The organism is Polaromonas sp. SP1, assembly GCF_003711205.1.
In the GTDB taxonomy this organism is placed as follows: Bacteria; Pseudomonadota; Gammaproteobacteria; order Burkholderiales; family Burkholderiaceae_C; genus Polaromonas.
In genome coordinates this window covers 1,297,345-1,317,814 of the sequence record NZ_CP031013.1, presented here as the reverse complement: position 1 = coordinate 1,317,814, position 20,470 = coordinate 1,297,345, and the positions used below count along the sequence as shown (strand labels likewise).

The following is a 20,470-nucleotide window of genomic DNA, read 5'->3' as shown; positions in this document are numbered from 1 at the left end:
CTATCGTTTGCCCGCCAGCGCTGCGACCGCGTGTTGCACGCCGCCGCTGCCGATGGGAATGCCCTGCACCCGCATCGCCGCTTCCACGCCGGCCAGGCAACCGAGGATCATGGCCGGGTTCATATCCCCCAGGTGGCCGATGCGAAACGTGCGCCCTGCCAGCGGGCCCAGGCCGCCCGCCATCGCCACCTGGAACCGTTCACGCGCCACCGTGCGCAAGGCCTCGGGATCGATTCCGGCAGCCACGGACACCGTGGTGACGGAGACCGAGCGCGCTGCGGGCTCGCGCACAAAAAGCGACAGCGCACCGCCTTCACTCCAGGCGTCAACAGCGGCATGCACCGCAGCGGCGATCGACTGATGACGAGCAATGACCTCACCCACGCCTTCATGAAAGATCAGCCCCAGCGCAGCCTCCAGGCCGAAGAGCAGGCTTTGCGGCGGTGTGCCGCAGAACTTGCGGTAGCACAGCGGGCTTTGCCGCCGCGCCCAGTCCCAGTAGAACCGCGGTGAGGGATTGGCAGCGGCTACTTTCATGGCGGCGGCATCCGCGGCGACAAAGGCCAGCCCGGGCGGCACCATCAGGCCTTTTTGCGACGCACCCAGCACGACGTTCGCGCCCAGTTCATCCATGGAAAAGGGCGCAGCGCCCAGCGAAGCCACCACATCCACCACCAGCAGCGCAGGGTGCCCGGTATCGTCAAGCGCCTGCCGCACTTCGGCCGGGTCGCTGGTCATGCCACTGGCCGTGTCGGTGTGAACCACAAACACCGCCACGATGGCATGCGCGGTGTCGGCGCGCAGTGCGGCTTCGATGGCCGGCACGTCAATCGGGTAGCCTTCGCGCCAGGCCGTGCGGATGACGGCTGCGCCCATGGCCTCGGCTTGCAGGGCCCAGGACTCGGAGAAGTGCCCAGTGCCTGCGATCAGCACCTGCTGGCCGGGTGCCAGCAGGTTGGCGATCACGGCCTCCCATGCGCCGTGGCCGTTGCAGGCATACATGAAGACGTCGGCATCCCTGGTTTGCAGCAATGCTTTAAGGCCGTTCTCGCAGGCCTGGATCACGCCGTCGAGCCGCGGGTCGGCCAGGTCCATGGGCTGGCGCCGCATCGCGTCCATGACCTCGTCGGGCACCCGCGTCGGGCCGGGTGAATGAAGGAAGCGGTGGCCGGGGATGCGTGGGTGAGGCGTCATGCCGGAAAATTATGCGCCTGCCGGCTTCCGGTTGACCAGCACAATGCCGGCCGCCACGGTGGCCAGCGCCACCAGCAGGCCGGTGGTGACGCTTTCCTTGAGCCACAGCGCGCCGAACAGCAGCGCGAACAGCGGCGTGAAAAACACAAAGACTGAAATTTTGGTGGCCGGGTAACGCCCCAGCATCCACATCCAGGCCAGGTAGCTGGCAAAGGCGCCGATCACGGTCTGCAGCAACAGCGATGTCACGGCAAAGGGGCTGAAGTGCCAGGACCACTGCTCGCCGAGATAAAGAGACAACATCGGAAATACAACTGCACTGACGGCCAGCTGGTAGAACAGCAGCTTCTCGGCGGAAATGACGGCGAGTTTGGAGGCGCGAATCACCACGGTCGTCAGGCCCCACAGCATGCCGGCCGCCAGCGCCAATATGTCGCCGTGCGCTGTCGAGGCGTGGTCGCCGGTGAAGCCTTCGCGCAGCGCAAACACCACCGCCACAAAAGCAGCCAGCAGCCCGACCCATTGCAGGCCGCGCAGGCGTTCGGACTTCACCCACAGCGGCACCAGCAGGGCGACCCAGAAGGGCGAGGTGTACAAAAACACGGTGAGGCGGGAGGCGCTGGTGTACTGCAGGCCGATGTAGATGCAGGCGAACTCCGCGCCGAAGAGCGCGCCTGCGAGCAAGCCGGCCTTGAGCGAGCCGTCGCGGCTGAACAGCGGGATCTTGCGCCACAGGCACCAGAGCCACAGCAGGGCGGTGGCGCCCACCAGCCGCAGCGACGCCTGGAACATCGGCGGGATCTCGCTGATGGTGGCCTTGATCAACACCTGCTGCAGGCCCCAGAACAGGCAGCAGCCCAGCAACAGGGACATGGCGAGGGTGTCGAGATGGGTCTTGCGTGTCATCGGTGAAAGGCCTGAAGCCCGGGTGGCGTGAAAACAGGAGTGCCGGCGTGCGGCCTCTCTTTACAGCGGATGCTCTGTGTAGAACTTGCCGCCGTGAAACAGCAGCGGCGCGGCGCCGGCGCGGTGGGTGCAGCGCTCCACCTCGCCCACAAAAATCACGTGGTCGCCTTCTTCATAGCGGCTGCGGTTGAAGCACTCAAAGCTGGCGGCGGCGCCGTCGAGCAAGGGCGCGCCGCTGGCGCCGTCGGTATAGGCGACGCCCTGCCAGCGGTCTGCGCGCCCGCTGGCAAAGCGCTCCGCCAGTTGTTTTTGGTCGGCCGCGAGGATGTTGATCGCGTAATGTGAGCCGGTGCTGAGCGCGGGCATGGAGCCTGCGGCCTGTGCCAGGCTCCACAGCACCAGGGGCGGCTGCAGCGAGACCGAATTGAAGGAGTTGGCGGTCAGCCCGACCAGCACGCCGGCGGGCGTACGCGCGGTGACGATGGTGACCCCGGTGGCGAACATCGCCAGCGAAGCCCGGAATTCCCGCTGTGAAAAGCTGGGGCTGCTCGCTTGGCGAGGGGTGGCAGGGGTCGGCATAGAGGGCTAATTTAACTGATGTGGCCCGGCCTTACCTGCGGCAGGCTCAAGGGCTGCGGCTGCCCCGACGGTTAAACTCCCGGGCATGCCACTTCGCCGTTTTGCCCCCTGCCTGTTTGCTACTTATTTGATAGCTAACAGTGCATACGCTGCCTCGCCTTGTGCCGAATATGCCGCAAAACTGCCGAACGTGAACCGGGAGCTGTGCGAGGCAGCCCAGCTGCAGCCGGCGGGGCCGCGTTCCGTCAATGGGCAGCCGCTGTGGGTGCGCGATGTGAAACCCGAACACCCCACCATGCGCGTGCTGGTGGTCGGCGCCATCCACGGTGACGAGCTGTCTTCAGGCGCGGTGGCGCTGCACTGGATCAAACTGGCGTCCTTGCCGCCGGTGGATTCGCCGCAGGTGATCCATTGGCGCTTTGTACCGGTGCTCAACCCTGACGGGGTGCTCTCCCGGCCGCCGCGCCGCGTCAACGCGCGCGGTGTCGACTTGAACCGCAATTTCCCCACGCCCAACTGGGAACGCGACGCCAAGGTCTACTGGGAAAAACGCACCGGCAAAGACCCGCGCCGCTGGCCCGGCCCCAAGCCGCTGTCCGAGCCCGAATCGCGCTTTCTGCATGAGCAGATGCAAAGCTTCAAGCCCCAGCTCATCGTCAGCATCCATGCGCCCTATGGCGTGCTCGACTTCGACGGCCCTTCCATTCCGCCGTCCCGGCTCGGGCGGCTGTACCTGGACCAGGTTGGCATCTTCCCGGGTTCATTGGGCAATTACGGCGGCATCCACAAAGGGGTGCCGGTCGTGACCATCGAGCTGCCCAACTCCACCCGAACGCCGCTGGATGCCGAGATGCGCCAGATGTGGCTGGATCTGTTGCGCTGGGTCAATGAACGGATCGCCGTGCAGGGTAGCGTGACCCCGTTAGCGCCGGCGCCGGCGTCGCACCGCGCGCCCTGACGGCCCTGTGGCCTCGCCGTGTCCCACCACGATTTTTAAGCAAAATCGGGCTCCAGCCCAATCAGTATATAAGCGGGTAGCTATTAAATTGATAGCGAGTGCGCGACCCGTTCAAGAACAGGAAACTTCCGGATTCAGAGTTTCTTGTAGGCGCGGTCCATTTCCACGCTTTTGCTGGTGTCTTTGACGCCGCGCTCAACATCCTTGCCGGCTTGCTCGACGACCGGATTGGGTTTGGCATTCGTCATGTCCACCGACTGGTCCCGGTCGTGCGGCAATTCCAGGCTGGCTTCCACCGCGCTGTCTTTCGGGCTTTCCGCCTGCTCCGGGCGAGCGCGTTGCTCGCGGGGTTCTTTGGCGGGCATGCCTTTGCTGGAAGCCGGTTGGGCGGCGCTGTTCAGGGGCGTATTTTTTGCGGTCATGCAGCCACTTTGCGCCGCGCCCCGCGCCTTCCCTGTCAGCCCGGCAAAGCAGGGCCTGTAGGAAAAGGCCACCTCCACGCGGCCGGGCCTGTGCCCTCAGGCGGCCAGGAAAGTGGCAGCCTGCGCCACCGCCGCCGTGTCGGCCCTGACGGCATCGGGCGGCCCGCCCTTGCCCCACAGTTCGCCGCCGTAATTCATGGCCATGAACTGCGCACACAAGCGGATCGAGTCCACCATGGGTTGCGCCTTGGCGCGGTCGCCGCTGGTGGTGATCAGCCACAGCGTTTTTTTGGCCATCTCTTCCTTGAAGGGCAGGCCGGGCACACGCATCCAGGCGCTCCAGTGGTCCAGGTAAATTTTCAGCGGCGAAGGAATGCTGTACCAGTAGACCGGCGCGACGAACACGATGTCGGTGGCCGCCATCGTGGCGTCCAGCAGCGTTTTCATGTCTCCGCCCGGCATGGCGTATTGGCCCGTGGTGTGGCGCTGGTCGACAAAGAGCGGCATCTGCAGGCGTGACAGGTGATGCCAGGTTTGCGGCGTGCCGGCCGGCAGTGCGGCGGCGGCCTGCTGCGCCAGCCATTCGGTGTTGCCGAGTGCGCCGGGTTCGCGGGTGGAGGTGGTGAGGAAGAGGTAGCGGGCGTTGGAGGGGGAGCGGGCATTCATGGCGGCCATGGTAGCGGCCCCCGCCGGCTTTTGCTGGCGCGGGGTTGGGGCCTGCGTGCCAGAATCAATTCGCCGGGCAACTCTTTTGGGCACTTCCCATGATCCAGATTCGCGACATCGACCATATCGTCCTTCGGGTGGTGAACCTGGACGCGATGGTGAACTTTTATACCCAGGTGCTGGGCTGCACGCCCGAGCGCAGGCAGGACGAGATCGGCCTGGTGCAATTGCGCGCCGGGCGCTCGCTGGTGGACCTGGTGCCCATCGACGGCAAGCTGGGCCAGGCCGGCGGCGCTGCGCCCGGGAAGGAGGCGCGCAACGTCGACCATTTCTGCTTTCGGGTGGAGCCCTTTGATGCCGAAGCCATTCACCGCCACCTCGCGGCGCATGGCGTGGAGGCGGGCAAGGTGGAGTCGCGTTATGGCGCTGAAGGTGAGGGGCCGTCGATCTACCTCAACGACCCTGAAGGCAACACGGTGGAGTTAAAGGGACCGGCCTGGCCTGCGGGAGGCGCGCCGGCCTGAAACGGCCGGAACCGGCCGAGGGTGCGCTCAGTGGTGCGCCACGTGATAGACGGGCCGGGTGAGCTTCATCACCCAGTTGGTTTCCCAGTGGCGGCCGCCGTCGGCGGAAAAAGCCTGCTCCCAGCGGGCGCTGCCGGGCGTGATGTCCGTCCACAGAAAGCGCACCCGCACGGGCCGGCCCTCATGCGTGTCGTGGCCTTCAAAACGGCCGATGCCGCCGGCAAATGCGCCTGCCACCGGCGGCTGCATCACGCCGTCGTTCTGGCCCACCCAGTAAATGCGCCACAGCCGCTCTTGCGGGTTGAAAAAACGCAGGGCCATGCCGATGGCGCCCCGGTCTTCCGTGACCAGGTCGTTCATGTTGCCCAGCCCGCCCAGCAGCAGCGCGCCGTCCTGCACGGCCTCAAACGTTTCCCAGTCGGTACAGCCCGCCAGCCGCCGCTTCAGGCGCCGGTTGCTCACCAGCCAGCGCCCGGTGATGAAGTTGAAGTCGTGGCGGCCGTCGTTGCCGTCATCGGCTGGCGGCAGGTCCAGGGTTTTGCGCGGCGGGCTTGTGGTGGAGGTGGGCATGGATGAAAGCGCTTTTAGCGCCCGGTGAATGGCGTAAAAGCAGTCTAAAAAGGTAATAGGGCTGTTTCGGCCCTAATTAATGGATAGACTTTTCCCCCATGTACTCCCCCACCACCCGCGTTCTCACGGTGCTTGAGCTGCTCCAGTCCCACGGGCGGCTGAGCGGCGCGGAGCTGGCGCGCCGGCTTGACGTCGACGGCCGCACACTGCGCCGCTACATCGCCAAGCTGGAACAGCTGGGCATCCCGGTCGTGGCCGAGCGCGGCCGCTACGGCTGCTACAGCCTGATCGCCGGCTTCAAGCTGCCGCCCATGATGTTCACCGACGACGAAGCACTGGCCTTGTCGCTCGGCCTGCTGGCGGCGCGCGGCCTGGGGCTGGCCGAGGCCGCGCCCGCCGCGCAAAGCGCCCAGGCCAAGCTGGAGCGGGTCATGCCGCACAACCTGAAGAACCGCATCCGCGCGTTGGGCGAAACGGTGACCCTGGACATGCGCCAGGCCGACGCGCCCGGCGACAACACCGCCCTGCTGGCGCTCAGCATTGCCGCGCACGGCTGGCAGCGCGTGCACATGGCCTACCGCTCGGCCGAAGGCGATGTGACGGAGCGTGACTTTGACGCCTACGGCCTGGTGTTTCGCCGCGGCCGCTGGTATGCGGCGGGCTGGTGCCACCTGCGCGGCGCCCTGCGCTCCTTCCGGCTTGACCGGGTGCAGGATGTGCAGCCGCTCAATGTGGTGTTCACGCCGCCGGCCGACTTTGACGCCGTGCAGCACCTGGCGCTGGGCCTGGCCACGATGCCGCGCAGCAACACCGTGCGCCTGTTGCTGCACACCGATCTGCAGACCGCGCAGATGGAGTTGCCCGACAGCGTCGGCGTGTTCCGGCCCAGCGAAAACGGCGTGCTGCTGCACAGCCAGACCGACCACCTCGGCTGGTTTGCGCGGCAGTTGATGCGTTTGTCTTTTTCGTTTGAGGTGCAGGAACCCGCGGAATTGCGGGTTGCGCTGCGCGAACACGCGCAGCGCACGCTGGCGCAGCACGCCGCGTAAAAAAACAGGCGCGTCAGGCCGTACGGGTCCGCAGGCCGGCGCGCGCGCGGTCCTGCCCGTAGAAGCCGAAATCCATCGCCGGGACTTCGCCGCTGATCAGCTCGGCCATCGCCTTGCCTGACCCCGCGCCGTGCGTCCAGCCCAGCGTGCCGTGCCCGGCATTGACCCACAGCCGGCCCACTTTGGTCTTGCCGATGTAGGGGATGTTGGTGGGTGTGGCAGGGCGCAAGCCCGTCCAGAAATGGGGCGAGCCGCCTTGCGCTTCAAGCCGTGTGTCGCACACGCCCGGCAGCACTTCTTCAATGCGGTCGGCCAGCATCTTGCAGCGGGCCCTGGCCAGCGGCGTGTCCAGCGACAGGTCGTAGCCACCGACCTCGATGGTGCCGGCCACGCGCAGGTGGTCGCCGAGGCGGCTCATCGCGCACTTCACTTCGTCGTCAATGGTGCTGACAAAGGGCGCCAGTTCAGGCTTGAGCAGTTTGAAGGTGGCGCTGTAGCCCTTGCCCGGGTAAATCGGCAGGTCGACACCCACCTTGCGCAGCAACGGCGCGCTGTAGGAGCCGCAGGCCACCACCACTTCGTCGGCCTTCAAATTGACAAGGTTTTCGTTCTCGCCCCTTATGGTGCGTGGGCGGGTAGCTATCGATTCGATAGCGCCGCCGGCTTTTTCCAGCCGCAGCACGTCATGCCCGAACAGGAAGTGCGCCCCCCGGTCGGCGCAGCGCTGCGCCAGCGCCTGGGTGAAGACGCGGGCGTCGCCGCTCTCGTCGCTGGCGGTGTAGGTGCCGCCCACGATGCGGTGCGCAAACGACTTGAAGGCCGGCTCGATGGCCAGCAGCTCGGCCGTGCTCACCACACGGCGCGCCACGCCGTACTTGCGCATCAGCGCCGCGGCCTCGCCGGCGGTGTCGAAGGTTTTCTGGTCGGTGAAGTAATGGGCGATGCCGCGCTCCAGCCGGTTGTAGTCAATGCCGGTGGCGGCCACCACGTCTTTCAGGGCGGCGTGGCTGTAGGCGCCCAGCGCCACCAGCTGCTGCACATTGCGCTCAAAGGCCTCGTCGTTGCATTGCGCCAGGAACTGCAGGCCCCAGCGCCATTGCTGCCAGCCCTCGCCGAAAGGCAGCTGCGGGCGAAACAGCAGCGGCGCGTCGTCCCGGAACATCCACTTCAGGGCTTTGAGCGGGGCGTCCTTGTTGGCCCAGGGCTCGCAGTAGCTGACGGAAATCTGCGCGGCATTGCCAAAACTGGTTTCCAGCGCGGCCTCGGGCTGGCGATCGACCACCGTGACCTCATGGCCGCGCTCCAGCAGATGCCAGGCCGTACTCACGCCGATGATTCCGGCCCCCAAAACCACTACTTTCATGCCAAACCCCTTTGCTGGATCCAAGTGTGAGGGATGTTGCTTTCGATTAATAGAAAAATTAAACTCTCAGTGAAAACATCAGTACAGCTAATAAAGCCGTACGGTTTATGCGCTAACGGCCACAAGCCAACAGAAAACGAAGAGGGAATGCGGGATGAGTACTTTTGACCCTGATGCACTGGAGTGCCTTGCAGCCATCGTGGAAGAGGGCGGTTTTGAACGTGCCGCCCAGCGCCTGTCGATCACCCAGTCGGCGGTGTCGCAGCGCCTGCGGGCGCTGGAGGCGCAGGTCGGCACCGTGCTCATCGTGCGTAGCCGCCCGCTCAAGCCCACGTCGGCCGGGCAGCTGTTGCTCAAGCACACCAAGATGCTGCGCCTTCTGCGCGCCGACCTCGAGCGCGACCTCAAGGAGCTGGCGCCCAGCTCCCTGGGCGGCGCGCGCGAAGAAGAGCGCATTTCCATCGCCATCAATGCCGACAGCATCGCCACCTGGGCCCTGCCGGCGCTGACCGACCTGGCGCAGCAAGGCCTGCCCATGGAGATCATTCACGACGACCAGAACTTCACCCACGAATGGCTGCGCGAAGGCCAGGTGCTGGGCTGCGTGACCACGCTCAAGCAGGCGCTGCGCGGCTGCAAGGTGGAGCCGCTGGGCGCGATGCAATACATCGCGGTGGCCACGCCGGAGTTTGCGCAAAAACGCCTCGGCCTGCGCGACGGCCCCGGCGACGGCAACGCCCGGCCCACTCTGACGCAATACAACTTTCGCGACGTGCCCTTTATCGCGTTCAACCGCAAGGACGAACTGCCGGTCGACTTTGTGGGCAAGGCTTTCGGGCTCAAGCGCATCACATTGAACCAGCTCTTTGTGCCGTCTTCTGAAGGCATGGTCAGGGCGGTGCTGGCGGGCTGGGGCGTCAGCGTGGTGCCTCGCCTGCTGGCGCAGGGCCTCATCGACCAGAACCAGCTCGTCAATGTGGCGCCCAGCTACACCCTGCCCATCCAGCTTTACTGGCACTGCTGGAACCTGGAATCCGAGGTCCTGGACGCGCTGACGGCCGCGCTCAAGCAGTCGGCCGCGCAGTCGCTGGTTCCCTGATCAGGCCTGGCGCCCGAAAAGCGCCGGCCAAATGTCGGTTGACAGTTCACCCCCTGACAAAGCGCTTACTTTTGGCTTACTTTTAGGGGAAAGCCTGACACGAGATAGGTAATGTGGTGCATATCCTGTGGCCACACAGGAGACAACCATGATGAATCCCCCACCGCGCTTTGGGCACATCCGCCGCATCGCACTGCTCGGCCTCGCGGCCACCGCCCTGGCCGCCAGCCTGCCAGCCCGCAGCCAGTCAGCGCCACCGCCCCCGGCGGCGCCTGCCGGCGCCAACGACACCCTGAAGATCGGTGTCATCGGGCCGTTCACCGGGCCGTCCGCCGACTTTGGCGTGCCCATGCTCAACGGCATCCAGCAAGCCGTGGACGAGATCAATGCCGTCGGCGGCTACCTGGGCCGCAAGATCGAGATCGTCCGCAAGGACGACCAGGCCAACCCCGACGTGGGCCTGAAGATGTCGCAGGAGCTCGCCGCTGAAAAAGTCAGCGCCGTCCTGGGCTTTTGCAACACCGGCGTCGCCGCCAAATCGCTCAGTGTGTTTCAGGACAACAAGCTGCCCCTGATCATCCCGTGCGCCACCGGCTCACCGCTCACCGCGAAATATCCCGGCCCAGAGAGTTATATCTTCCGCACCTCGCCCCGGGACGCCATCCAGGCGCCGTTCATCGTGGACGACATCCTCAAGCGCGGCTGGGACAAGGTGGCCGTGTTTGCCGACACCAGCGGCTACGGCGAGGCCGGGTTGAAGGACGTGGAAAAGGCGCTGGAGGCCAAAAACCTCAAGCCGGCATACGTCGCCCGGTTTCCGCTGGGCGTGAAGGACCTCGGCGAGGAGTTGAAGGCCGCCAAGGCCGCCGGTGCGAACGTGGTGTTCAGCTACACCGTCGGCCCGGAGAACGCGGTGATCGCACGCGGCCGTCAGGCCCTCAACTGGAAGGTCCCGCAGGTCGGCGCATGGCCTTTGTCCTTCCCGTTTTTTATCGAGGGCGCCAAGGAGGCCGCCGACGGCGCGTTGATGGCGCAGACCTTCATCGCCGAACCAAGCAATGAACGCCGTGCGTCCTTCCTGTCCGCCTATGCCCGCAAATTCAAGGTCAACAAAATACCGGTGCCCATGGCGGCCGCGCAAGGCTATGACGCCGTGTACATCCTGGCGTACTCGCTGTTCGCCATCCGCGACGGCAATCTCAGCGGACCGGCCATCAAGGCGGCCCTGGAAGGCAAAAACCGCACCTATTACGGCGTGGTGGCTACCTATGACCAGCCCTTCAGCAAGCTCGACAAGGACGCCACCACGCAGAACATGCTGGTCATGGGCATGGTGAGAAACGGCGCGATCACGTTTGCCTATCCCGAAGACGCCAAGCGCAATCTCTTCGTGCAACGCAAGCAATAGCTAGCACTGGCGAGTAATAGCAAACAATAGTATTGCTTGTGCGGCCGGACAGGCCGGCAAGTTGCAATAAAGGCCAAGCTTCCATTTACAAACCCCGGTGCTTTCCGCACACTGTGAAGCGATGCACAACCGCTGTGCATCACGGTGAGAAAAAAGCACGAGGTAACTGGAATGCTGGGTTGGCTGGGGCTGCGTACCCGTCTGGTTTTACTGGTGCTGCTTGCGCTGCTCCCCGTTTTCGGCCTGCTTGTCTACTCCGCGGAGCAAAGCCACCGCGCGGCACTGCAACTGGCGCAGTCCAGCCTGCAGTCGCAAGTCCTGATGCTCTCGGCCCGCCAGCAGCGCACGGTGGACATGGTTCAAGAGCTGCTCAATGGCATGGCCAGCAGCCCGTATATCAAGAACCCGGTGCCCGAGATGTGCGGGCAGCATCTCAAAAACCTCTACGCCGAACATTCCGAGTTCAACAACCTGGGTGTGGCGGCCCTGGACGGAACGCTGCTTTGCAGCGCAACAGGCGCCGCCGGTGAGTTCAATGTCAGCGACCGCCTGTATTTCCAGCAGGTCATGGCAGGTAGCCGGCTGGCGGTGGGGCGCTATGGCCTGAGCCGCAGTACGGGGCAGCCGGGTGTCGGCTTCGCAGTGCCGGTGCGAAACGACGTGGGGGAGCTCAGCGGCGTCGCCTTTGCGATGCTGGGCCTGAAGCCCTTGAGCCAGGCCCTCGAAGGCGTCCCCGACCTTGCGGATGCCCGGTTGAGTGTGCTGGATGGGGATGGAACGGTGCTGGCGGTGTCTCCCGATGAGCCTTCCTGGGTGGGTCATTTGCATCCGGAGCCGGTGCTGCGGCAGGCCGCCCAGATGCGCCGACAGGTGGTCCTCCAGGGCACGGACAAGCACGGCCTGGCCCGTGTCTATGCCGTGGCCCCCGTGCCCGGGGGCGGGCGCGACGGCTTGTCCGTCGCGGTCAGCGTGCCCTATGAACTCATTGCGGCGCCGGGGCGCCAGGATCTGGCCATCGAGCTGCTGGTGCTGCTGGCCGTGGCGCTGTTCGGCGTGGCCTGCGCCTGGTGGATGGGCAACCGGCTGATCGTCAACCCGGCGCACGCCATCCTGAAAGAGGCCAACGAAGTGGCGCTGGGCAACATGAATGCGCGCGTCAAACTCGGCCCGCTCTACCAGGGCGAGCTCGGTGAGATCGGCAATTCCTTCAACCGCATGGCCGAGTCGCTGCAGGGCCGCCAGCAGGAGCTCGACGCCGTACTGGGCCGCGTCGACAAGGAGCGCGGCCTGCTGGACCTCATCCTCAACAGCATGAACGAGGGTGTGATCGCTGTCGACACCGAGGGCCGGTTCCTGCTGTTCAACGCCGCGGCGCGGCGAATTTTCCTTGCCACGCCCGAGGCAGGCATGCGCGTTGCCGATTGGCGGCGCGGCCATGAACTGTTGATGCTGGACGGACAGACCCCCTTCGCCGACGCCGAGCGGCCCCTGACGAAAGCGTTGCGCGGCATTGGTGTGGACAACTGCGACATGTTGCTGCGCCGGCAGGGCACCGAAGACCGCGTGCTCCGCGTCAGCACCAGGCCGCTGCGCGACACCGGCGGTGCCCTGGTTGGCGGCGTCATGGTGTTCAACGACATCACGGAACTCAAGACCGCGGAAAACTTTGCCCTCGCGCAAGAGCAGGTGCTGGCCCTGATCGCCGGCAGCGCGCCGCTGCGGCAGTCACTCGACGCCGTCGTCCGCCTGATTGAAAAGAGTTCGCCCGACAGCCTGTGCTCCATCCTGCTGCTCCAGGGCGACAAACTGCACCTGGGCGCCGCGCCCAGCCTGCCCGACAGCTACAACGAGGCCATCGAAGGCCTGCAGATCGGCGAGGGCGTGGGCGCTTGCGGCACCGCCGCCGTCCGCAATGCGCTGGTGGTGGTGGAAGACACCCAGGTGGACCCGCTGATGCAGGACTACCGCGCGCTGATGCGCACGCACGGGCTGCGCGCCTGCTGGTCCACGCCCGTGGTGTCGACCGACGGCGAGGTGCTGGCCACTTTTGCGATCTACCGTACTTATCCCTGCAGGCCGCAAGCGGGCGACCTGGAGCTGATCGCCATCGCGGCCCGGCTGGCCGGCATTGCGCTGCAGCGTGCGCGCGCCGAAGAGGCGGTGCTCAGCAGCGAGGCGCGTTTTCGCGAACTCGCGGAAAACATCCACGACGTCTTCTACAACGTGGATCCCCGCACCGGCCGGCTTCTCTACATCAGCCCCGCCTACGAGAAGATATGGGGCCGCAGCCGCGAAAGCCTCTACGCCGACCCCAAGTCGTACGGCGATGCTGCAGTGGCTGAAGACCAGCACCTGCTCAAGCTGGCCCGCAAGCGCAACCGCACCGGCGAGATTTCCGACATCGAGTACCGCATCGTTTCGCCGGACGGCGCCATGCGCTGGATCCGCGACCACTCCTATCCCGTGTTCAATGCCTCGGGCGTGCTCGAGCGCGTGGTGGGCACCGCACGCGACATCACCGCCAGCAAGCTGGCCGAGCTGGCGCTGGCCAGCACCAACCGCGCGCTGCAAATGCTCAGCCGCTCCAGCATCGCCATCAACCGGCTGGACGAAGAGGCTGCGCTGCTGGCCGAGGTGTGCCGGGTGGCGGTGGATGTGGGCGACTACCGCATGGCGTGGGTGGGATACGCGATCGATGACGAAGCCGCCACCATCCGGCCCATGGCGCACGCCGGTGAAGAGGCCGGCTACCTCTCGTCGATACGCCTGAGCTGGCGCGATGACGAGGCGGCGGGGCAGGGGCCGGCCGGCCAGGCCATTCGCAGCGGGCAACCGCAGCAAAGCGGCGACATCAGCCGCGCCGACAACCATTTCCACTGGCACGAGGCCGCGATGGCGCGAGGCTACAGCAGCGCCATCTGCCTGCCGCTGCGCGACGGGCCCCGCAGTTTCGGCGTGCTGTGCCTGTACTCGGGCAAGGCCCAGCATTTCACCGCCGATGAGATCAAGCTGCTGCAGGAGCTTGCCGATAACCTGGCCTTCGGCATCGTCAGCCTGCGCGCGCGGCTGGAGCGCCGGCGCGCCCAGGAGGCCGCGCGCCAGGCCGCCGCCAAGCTGCGCGAGCAGGCTTCGCTGCTGGACCGTGCGCAAGACGCCATCATGGTCCGCAACCTGGACCGCACCATCCGCTTCTGGAACAAGGGCGCCGAGCGGCTTTACGGCTGGGCGGCCGATGAAGTGCTCGGCAAGACCATGGACCAGCTCATGTACCACGACCCCGAGGTGCTGGCCAAGGCCATGGCGCAAACGCTGGCCAATGACGGCGACTGGACCGGCGAGCTGGAGCAGCGCGCGCGGGACGGCTCCACGGTGTGCATCGAGGCGCGCTGGACCGTGGTGCGCGACGAGCAGGGCCGGGTCAACGGCGTGCTGGGCATCAACTCCGATATCGGCGAGCGCAAACGCGCGCGCGAAGAAATCATGCGGCTTAACGCCAGCCTGGAAGAGCGGGTGCAGCAGCGCACCGCGCAGCTGGAGTTTGCCAACAAGCAGCTCGAGGCGTTTTCCTATTCCGTGTCGCACGACCTGCGCAGCCCGCTGAGCGCCATCGACGGATTCAGCGACCTGCTGGAGCGCGCCATTGCCCGGGCCGAGCCCGCACCGCAGACCGAGCGCAACCGGCATTACCTGGCCCGCATACGCGCCGGCGTCACGCAAATGGGAGAGCTGATCGACGCCATGCTCACGCTGGCCCATGTGTCGCGTTCCAGCCTGCGCTGGGAGCCGGTGGACCTCAGCACGCTGGCGACGGCCGTGCTGGACGGCTTGCGCGAGCGCGAGCCCGCAAGACAGGCGCGGATCCAGGTCGAGCCCGGCCTGAAGGGCGTGGGCGACCCGCGGCTGCTCAAGCAGGTGTTCGACAACCTGCTGGGCAATGCCTGGAAGTTCAGCGCCAAACAGCCGCTCACCGACATCACCTTCGGCCATGAGATCAATCCGGCCGGCGAGACGGTTTACTTTGTGCGCGACAAAGGCGCCGGCTTTGACATGGCCTATGCCGAAAAGCTCTTCGGCGCCTTCCAGCGGCTGCATTCACTGTCAGAGTTCGCCGGCACCGGCATCGGCCTGGCCACCGTTCAGCGCATCGTGGCGCGCCACGGCGGAAGGGTCTGGGCGCAGTCCGCGCCCGGACAAGGCGCGACCTTCTATTTCACGCTCGGCGAAAAAACTCTCTAACACCCCCGTCCAGACTCATGCGTGTAGTCTGTTCCCCCCTCAAGGGGGCGGTGGATGTGGCCCCCACGGTCGCTCACTTCGTGTAGCTTCCTGCCCCCCGAGGGGGCCGCGCGCCTGCGGCCTGGCAAAGCCAGTTCCGCGGCTCATTCGGGCTTGAAGAATTCAGTGCGCACTAGCAGTGGGGGCCTAGAAACTGCGCTGCTGCAGAGTTTCGCGGAGGGTCTGCGCCTTGTCGGCGTCGAATTGACCCTCAACACGTGCCAGCACCTCGCCCTGGCGGTTGACCACCACGGCGTAGACCTGGTCGGTGCTGCTCAGGCCTGCGGAGCGCACAAAACTGGCGCGGTCGGTGAACACCGGCACCAGGTTGGCCCGTTCGGTGTCGCCGGGATAGTGCTTGAGCAGCCGGTTTTCAACCGCGCTGCGGCCGACGGGCGTGCCGGGATCGTTGACGACCGGCATGCGCATCCAGGCGATGGACGGGTCGTTGCGCAGGTTCAGGCCCTGGATCCAGCTCTCGACCTGCGCGTGATGCCCGCGCTGGAAGGTGATCAGGGCGAGCGTGCGGTCGGAAGGCAGGCCTTCGGGCACGGCGACGGGCTGGCGCAAGAGCGTCTGCGCCATGAAGGCCGGCAGGCGGCCCATCACGGTGGAGTCGCTGGGCGACGCAACTGCGAGCCCAAAAGCCAGGCCGACGGCCAGCAGCCAGGCGCCAAGGTAGGTGACATTGCTTTTCATGATGCTCTCCCGATGCGGGTCTGGTGCAAGAGATGTTGCACAAACCTTTTCTTGCAAGATACATGCAAGGTGAAGGCCGCGCAAACCAACAATTGGAACAAAGTGTTGCCCTTGTTATGGTTTTGTGGATGGCGGTTAGGGTCGTGTCGCGGCCCGTAAGTTCAAAATTAACGGCCAAAAGTAAATACATCACATACAGGCGGTAAACGGCGGACAAGCCGGCGTTTTGCCCGGTGTTGGCGCGCCGTTGGTGTTTGCTATTGTTTTAATAGCTAACACCCAAGGCTGTGTAAGGGCTAGAGGCCGATTTTGATCAGCAAATCGGGCCGATAGCCTTCCTGCTCGCCCTTGCGCGCATAGCCCAGCGGGTTGGCCACCACACGGCAGCCGCGGCTCGCGTAACTGATTGCGCAATGCAGGTGGCCGTGCAGCCAGAGGTCGGCCAGCGGCAGCAATTCGTCGAGCGAATTGCAAAAGCCCGCCGTGCCTGGCGCCAGGCCGTAGCGCGGGTCGGCGCTCAGCAGGCTGGGCGCAAAGTGCGTCACGGCCACCGTGGGCCCGTCGAACGGGACGGCCAGGGCCTGGCGCAACCAGGCCTGGCTCTTCAGGCCCTGCTCGCGCACATCGGCCGCCAGCAACGGCTGGCCATTGCGGAAGGAGTGGTTTTTGCTGAGGTAAAAATTGGCCGCGCGAAAAGCCTTTTCACGCGCCTTCAGCTGCTCGCCCAGCGTGATGTCCGCCTCCTGCGGCTGGCCCGCGCTCAGCGCGTCGAAGTCGGTCCACAGCGTGCTGCCGACAAAACGCACGCCCTGCAGCACCACGCTTTGCTGTTCCAGCCAGACCATGCCCAGCCGCTCGCAGGTCTCGCGCAGCCGCGTGTGGGTGTCGTCGAAGTCCAGGCCGTCGTATTCATGGTTGCCCGGCAGAAAGAGCACCGGCACCGGCCAGCCCGCGCCGCCGCTTTCAACCGGCAATGGCGAAAACCGCGCCAGCCCGAAGTCGGCCACGCCCAGTTCCTCCAGCCGCGAGCCCTGCTGGTAAGAGCCGATGTCGCCGGCCAGCACCAGCACATCTGCGCCGGGCACCGGCTGCGCGGTGAAGTGGGGGTTGGATTCGAGGTGAAGGTCGGAAAGGAGCTGGATGTTCACGCAGCCATTGTGCGGGAAGATGCTCGGGCCTTAGTGCTGCAGGTTTTTCCTTGCGCGGCAAGGGCGCCCCGCGTTAGATTGCGCAGACCTTAACAGCCCATGAACAGCACAGGAGCGCAGGTGACAGACATTGCGAACGCCGACGTTGCACGCACCTTTGCGTCTTACCCGCCGCCGCTGCGCCGCAAGCTGCTGGCGCTGCGTGCGCTGATCCTGGACACCGCGGCCGCCACGCCCGGCGTCGGCGCGATCGAGGAAACGCTCAAGTGGGGTGAGCCCGCCTACCTGACCTCCGCCAGCAAAAGCGGCAGCACCATCCGCCTCGGGCCGGTCAAATCCAGCCCGTCTCACTACGCGCTGTACTTCAACTGCAACACCACGCTGGTGGACACCTTTCGCACGCTGTTCCCGCAGGCGCTGCGTTATGACGGCAACCGCGCCATCGTGCTGGACAGCGCCGATGCGCTGCCGCGCGACGCGCTGGCGTTTTGCATCCAGGCGGCGTTGACCTACCACCGCAAAAAGCCGCGCGCCTGGCCCGCGCTCACAAGCCCGGCAGGCGTCTAGAAGTTGTATTTGAGCCCCAGGTAAAACGAATTGATGTTGGCATCGTTTTCACCGGCCACGCGCTGGTAGCGGGTAAAGCCGATGCGGCCGTCCAGGTTGCCGGTGAGGCGGGTTTCATAACCGATGCCGAACAGCGCACCGCTGCCCGAGGTCGAGCCATTCTCGGTGGTGACGATGCCCGTGCCGGCCGCCGTGTCGCGCACTGTGCCCTTGGCCTTCAGCTGCGTTACGCCTGCCTTGAGGAACAGGCCCGGAACGCCTTCGGTGAACTTGTACACGCCGCTCAGCTCGACGCCGCTGATCTTCAGGTCGGCGTCGATGGTGCCGAAGGCATCCGTCTCGCGCATGGTGAATTTGCCGGACGAGAGGTAACCCAGTTCCATGGCCCAGTTGGGCGTGAACTGGTAGCCGCCGAACACGCGCACGGCGCTGGTCTTGTCCTTGGACTCGTAGCGCCCGTTGAAGCCGCCCGGTGGCGAGTCCCGCGGGATTTTCAGGTCGAGGTAGTTGCCGTCAATCCCGAGGTAAAACGAAGCGGCAGGCGCGGTTTGCGCAAACGTTGAGGAGGCCGCGAGCAATGCTGAGGCGAACAGGATCTTTTTCATTTTCTTTGTCCTTGGTGGTTAAAACGCAGGCCGCCCAGCCGATGGGCTGTGGCACCGGAAATCGTAAATTTGCCGGTATAAAAATGTAAATACCGCTGGGCGGATTTTGTTGCGGCCCGGCGACTGCCCGCCATGACATCGGTAACACGCGCGCACCCTCACAGCAGCTCTGGAAGAAGAAAATGAAGGCCAGGAAAAGGAGCTCACCATGAAACCCCGCATCACACTGGTCACGCTTGGCGTGGACGACCTCCAGCGCTCGCTGGCCTTTTACCGTGACGGCATGGGGCTGGCGACGCCGGGCATCGTCGGCGAAGAGTTCGAACACGGCGCCGTCGTTTTCATCGAGTTGCAGCCGGGCCTCAAGCTGGCCTTGTGGCCGCGCGCCAGCCTGGCGTACGACACCGGCCTGGCGGTGTCGCAACCCGCGGCGCCGGGGTTTTCACTGGCGCACAACGTGGCCTCGCAGCAGGAGGTCGATGCCGTGATGGAGCAGGCCGCAAAGGCGGGCGCCGTGATCACCAAGCCGGCAGGCAAGACTTTCTACGGTGGGTATGCCGGCTACTTCCAGGACCCGGACGGGCATTTGTGGGAAGTGGCGTGGAACCCGCAGTTTGAGCTGGCGGACTAGCCGTTTTAAGGAAAAAAGGCCTGTGGCCTATGGTGTGCCTGGACTTATAGCTATTAAATTTATAGCAAAAACCCGGGCGCCGGGCGCCGGGCGCCGGGCGCCGGGCGCTTCAGGCCAGCGGCGCTTCCAGCCGCACCGTGAAGGTCGTCCCCTGGCCGGGCCGGCTGCTCACCTCGATCTGGCCGCGGTGCAGGTCCACGCATTCCTTGACGATGTGCAGGCCGATGCCGGTGCCGGAAATGTTGCCGACATTGGTGCCGCGATGAAAGCTGCCGAACAGGCGCGGCAGGTCGGCCTCGGGGATGCCGATGCCCTGGTCGGTGACGCGCAGGTGAACCTGGTCGCCCACGCCCCGCACCGCCAGCTGCACCGGCGTGTCGGGGTCGGAGTATTTGAGCGCGTTGCCCAGCAGGTTGACCATGATGTGGCGCAGCAGCTGCGGGTCGGCGGTGCGCGGTGCGTCCAGCCCGTCGCAGGTCAGCGACACGCGCGCGGCCTGCGGGTTGCCGCGCTCCAGCTCGGCCATCATCTGCACCAGCCAGTCGGGCACCACCAGCGGTGTGGCCTCGAATTTGAACTTGCCCAGTTCCAGGCGGCTGGTGAGCAGCACCTGCTCGACCATGCCGTTCATGCGCGCGACGGCGGTCTTGATCTGGTCCAGCAGCTCGCGGCGTTCGTCGGCCGGAAAGCTGGCGCCGTAGGTGTCCAGCAGCTCCACCGACGAGAGGATGGCCGCCAGCGGCGTGCGGAATTCGTGCGAGGTCACGGCCACAAAGCGCGACTTGAGTTCGGACAGCTCGCGCTCGTGCGCCAGCGCCTTGCGCATGTCTTCTTCGGCCTGGCGCTTGAGCGTCACGTCGGTCAGGAAGTTGAGCGTGGCGCGCGCGCCCTCCCACTCGAACATCACCGCGCTGATCTCCAGCCAGCGCGTGATGCTCTGGCTGTGCTGTACGCGGAACTGGTAGTGGTTCTCCACCCGCTCGCCGCGCAGGCGTTTCAGGTGGTTGTTCAGCACCTTCTCGCGGTCGTCGGGGTGGATGAACTCGATGAAGGGACGGGACTTCGCCGTTTCTTCGTCGAGCGAGGTCAGCTCCAGCGCCTTGGGGTTGGCGTAGAGGATCCGCCCGGCCGCCGTGACCAGGATGCCTTCGCTGACGTTTTCGACCACCGCGCGGTATTTGGCTTCGGAGTCGTTGCGCCGGCCGATTTCCACCCGCAACTGTTTGGAGGTGTCCATCTGCCAGGTGATGTTGGTCGCCAGGTGGATCACGCGCAGCAACTGGCCTGAAGGACTGTGCATGGGCAGTGCCCGCTGGCTCAGCCGTGCCACGCCGCCCTGGGGCCGGTTGACCTTGTACTCTTCGCTGCGCTTCAGAGGGCTGGTCTGCAGCTCCCGCACCCGCGCGCGGTCCACCGGGTCGACCTGCTCCAGCCACTGCCAGGGCGTGTCGGCCAGCGTGTCGGCCGACATGCCCCAGAACGCTTCAAAAGCCGGGTTGGTATAGGTGATACGGCCGTCCCGCGGGTCCCAGGACCAGAGCATGGCCTCGATGTTCGAGGCGATCTGCCGCAGCAGCACCAGCGCTTCGCCCGGTGATGAAGCGCTCGCTTCAGCGCTCGGCACAGGGGTGGGACGCGGGGGATTGACCATCGGCCAAGCATAGCTGCCCGGCCGCGTGAAGTTTTCCCCGGAAATCACCTACGAGTGCCCAAGCGGATCACGGTATGCATTTCTTGCATGGGTATCGGCCCCGCTTAGGGTTGAAACCCTAGGGAAAACCCTTATTCTTCATTCACCGCAACTTTT

At 65.5% G+C, this 20,470-nt stretch carries 19 protein-coding genes; 8 read left to right on the top strand and 11 right to left on the bottom strand.

Annotated features, from left to right (window positions below; all coding sequences use genetic code 11):
* The 3 genes from DT070_RS06305 to DT070_RS06295 are packed head-to-tail and all read right to left on the bottom strand — an operon-like array spanning nucleotide 1 to nucleotide 2,679.
* On the bottom strand, nucleotides 1-1,194 hold the full coding sequence (locus DT070_RS06305) for an alanine--glyoxylate aminotransferase family protein (protein WP_228778558.1): 1,194 nt from the start codon (nucleotides 1,192-1,194) through the stop codon (nucleotides 1-3).
* A gap of 9 nt (nucleotides 1,195-1,203) precedes the next feature.
* Nucleotides 1,204-2,100 (bottom strand): DMT family transporter, encoded by an 897-nt coding sequence (locus DT070_RS06300; protein ID WP_122954623.1) that lies wholly within the window; start codon nucleotides 2,098-2,100, stop codon nucleotides 1,204-1,206.
* Between the two features lie 60 nt (nucleotides 2,101-2,160).
* A complete protein-coding gene (locus tag DT070_RS06295) occupies nucleotides 2,161-2,679 on the bottom strand; it encodes a flavin reductase family protein (protein WP_122954622.1) in 519 nt (172 codons plus the stop codon).
* Nucleotides 2,680-2,764: 85 nt separating this feature from the next.
* Here DT070_RS06295 and DT070_RS06290 point away from each other — a divergent pair, with 85 nt between their 5' ends.
* A complete protein-coding gene (locus DT070_RS06290) occupies nucleotides 2,765-3,637 on the top strand; it encodes a M14 family zinc carboxypeptidase (RefSeq protein WP_122954621.1) in 873 nt (290 codons plus the stop codon).
* Between the two features lie 134 nt (nucleotides 3,638-3,771).
* Here DT070_RS06290 and DT070_RS06285 read toward each other — a convergent pair whose 3' ends face one another.
* Both DT070_RS06285 and DT070_RS06280 read right to left on the bottom strand, forming a co-directional pair.
* Complete coding sequence (locus DT070_RS06285; RefSeq protein WP_122957279.1) at nucleotides 3,772-4,059, bottom strand: hypothetical protein; 288 nt, start codon at nucleotides 4,057-4,059, stop codon at nucleotides 3,772-3,774.
* Between the two features lie 96 nt (nucleotides 4,060-4,155).
* Nucleotides 4,156-4,734, bottom strand: a complete 579-nt coding sequence (locus DT070_RS06280) for a flavodoxin family protein (protein WP_122954620.1) — start codon at nucleotides 4,732-4,734, stop codon at nucleotides 4,156-4,158.
* Between the two features lie 89 nt (nucleotides 4,735-4,823).
* On the opposite strand from DT070_RS06280, the gene DT070_RS06275 reads away from it, so the two are divergent.
* Nucleotides 4,824-5,249, top strand: coding sequence for a VOC family protein (locus DT070_RS06275; RefSeq protein WP_122954619.1), 426 nt, complete (start codon nucleotides 4,824-4,826; stop codon nucleotides 5,247-5,249).
* 27 nt (nucleotides 5,250-5,276) lie between these two features.
* Here the strand turns inward: DT070_RS06275 and DT070_RS06270 are convergent, their stop codons facing one another.
* Nucleotides 5,277-5,819 (bottom strand): hypothetical protein, encoded by a 543-nt coding sequence (locus DT070_RS06270; RefSeq protein WP_228778559.1) that lies wholly within the window; start codon nucleotides 5,817-5,819, stop codon nucleotides 5,277-5,279.
* 98 nt (nucleotides 5,820-5,917) lie between these two features.
* On the opposite strand from DT070_RS06270, the gene DT070_RS06265 reads away from it, so the two are divergent.
* Nucleotides 5,918-6,868 carry a YafY family protein gene (locus tag DT070_RS06265; RefSeq protein WP_122954618.1) on the top strand — a complete coding sequence of 317 codons (951 nt, stop codon included), beginning with the start codon at nucleotides 5,918-5,920 and terminating at the stop codon, nucleotides 6,866-6,868.
* A gap of 13 nt (nucleotides 6,869-6,881) precedes the next feature.
* Here DT070_RS06265 and DT070_RS06260 read toward each other — a convergent pair whose 3' ends face one another.
* The gene (locus tag DT070_RS06260) at nucleotides 6,882-8,231 is read right to left on the bottom strand and encodes a D-amino acid dehydrogenase (protein ID WP_122954617.1); all 1,350 of its coding nucleotides are present in this window, start codon (nucleotides 8,229-8,231) and stop codon (nucleotides 6,882-6,884) included.
* 154 nt (nucleotides 8,232-8,385) lie between these two features.
* Between DT070_RS06260 and DT070_RS06255 the strand changes: the two genes are divergently transcribed.
* The 3 genes from DT070_RS06255 (at nucleotide 8,386) to DT070_RS06245 (ending at nucleotide 14,974) form a co-directional block, all read left to right on the top strand.
* Entirely contained in the window at nucleotides 8,386-9,330 is a 945-nt protein-coding gene (locus DT070_RS06255; protein ID WP_122954616.1) for a LysR family transcriptional regulator ArgP, read from the top strand.
* Nucleotides 9,331-9,478: 148 nt separating this feature from the next.
* Nucleotides 9,479-10,738, top strand: coding sequence for an ABC transporter substrate-binding protein (locus DT070_RS06250; RefSeq protein ID WP_228778560.1), 1,260 nt, complete (start codon nucleotides 9,479-9,481; stop codon nucleotides 10,736-10,738).
* Nucleotides 10,739-10,909: 171 nt separating this feature from the next.
* Complete coding sequence (locus tag DT070_RS06245) at nucleotides 10,910-14,974, top strand: PAS domain S-box protein (RefSeq protein WP_122954615.1); 4,065 nt, start codon at nucleotides 10,910-10,912, stop codon at nucleotides 14,972-14,974.
* A 186-nt stretch (nucleotides 14,975-15,160) separates the two neighbouring features.
* Here the strand turns inward: DT070_RS06245 and DT070_RS06240 are convergent, their stop codons facing one another.
* Together DT070_RS06240 and DT070_RS06235 are read right to left on the bottom strand one after the other, a co-directional pair.
* Nucleotides 15,161-15,712 carry a hypothetical protein gene (locus tag DT070_RS06240; protein WP_122954614.1) on the bottom strand — a complete coding sequence of 184 codons (552 nt, stop codon included), beginning with the start codon at nucleotides 15,710-15,712 and terminating at the stop codon, nucleotides 15,161-15,163.
* A gap of 296 nt (nucleotides 15,713-16,008) precedes the next feature.
* Complete coding sequence (locus DT070_RS06235) at nucleotides 16,009-16,860, bottom strand: metallophosphoesterase (RefSeq protein WP_122954613.1); 852 nt, start codon at nucleotides 16,858-16,860, stop codon at nucleotides 16,009-16,011.
* 99 nt (nucleotides 16,861-16,959) lie between these two features.
* Here DT070_RS06235 and DT070_RS06230 point away from each other — a divergent pair, with 99 nt between their 5' ends.
* Complete coding sequence (locus tag DT070_RS06230) at nucleotides 16,960-17,427, top strand: DUF1801 domain-containing protein (RefSeq protein ID WP_122954612.1); 468 nt, start codon at nucleotides 16,960-16,962, stop codon at nucleotides 17,425-17,427.
* On the opposite strand, the gene DT070_RS06225 is transcribed toward DT070_RS06230, so the two are convergent.
* The gene (locus DT070_RS06225; protein ID WP_122954611.1) at nucleotides 17,424-18,032 is read right to left on the bottom strand and encodes a porin family protein; all 609 of its coding nucleotides are present in this window, start codon (nucleotides 18,030-18,032) and stop codon (nucleotides 17,424-17,426) included. The genes DT070_RS06230 and DT070_RS06225 overlap by 4 nt on opposite strands.
* A 208-nt stretch (nucleotides 18,033-18,240) precedes the next feature.
* On the opposite strand from DT070_RS06225, the gene DT070_RS06220 reads away from it, so the two are divergent.
* A complete protein-coding gene (locus DT070_RS06220; protein WP_122954610.1) occupies nucleotides 18,241-18,663 on the top strand; it encodes a VOC family protein in 423 nt (140 codons plus the stop codon).
* A gap of 109 nt (nucleotides 18,664-18,772) precedes the next feature.
* Here DT070_RS06220 and DT070_RS06215 read toward each other — a convergent pair whose 3' ends face one another.
* Nucleotides 18,773-20,287 (bottom strand): ATP-binding protein, encoded by a 1,515-nt coding sequence (locus tag DT070_RS06215; protein ID WP_164483723.1) that lies wholly within the window; start codon nucleotides 20,285-20,287, stop codon nucleotides 18,773-18,775.
* Nucleotides 20,288-20,470 lie beyond the last annotated feature (183 nt).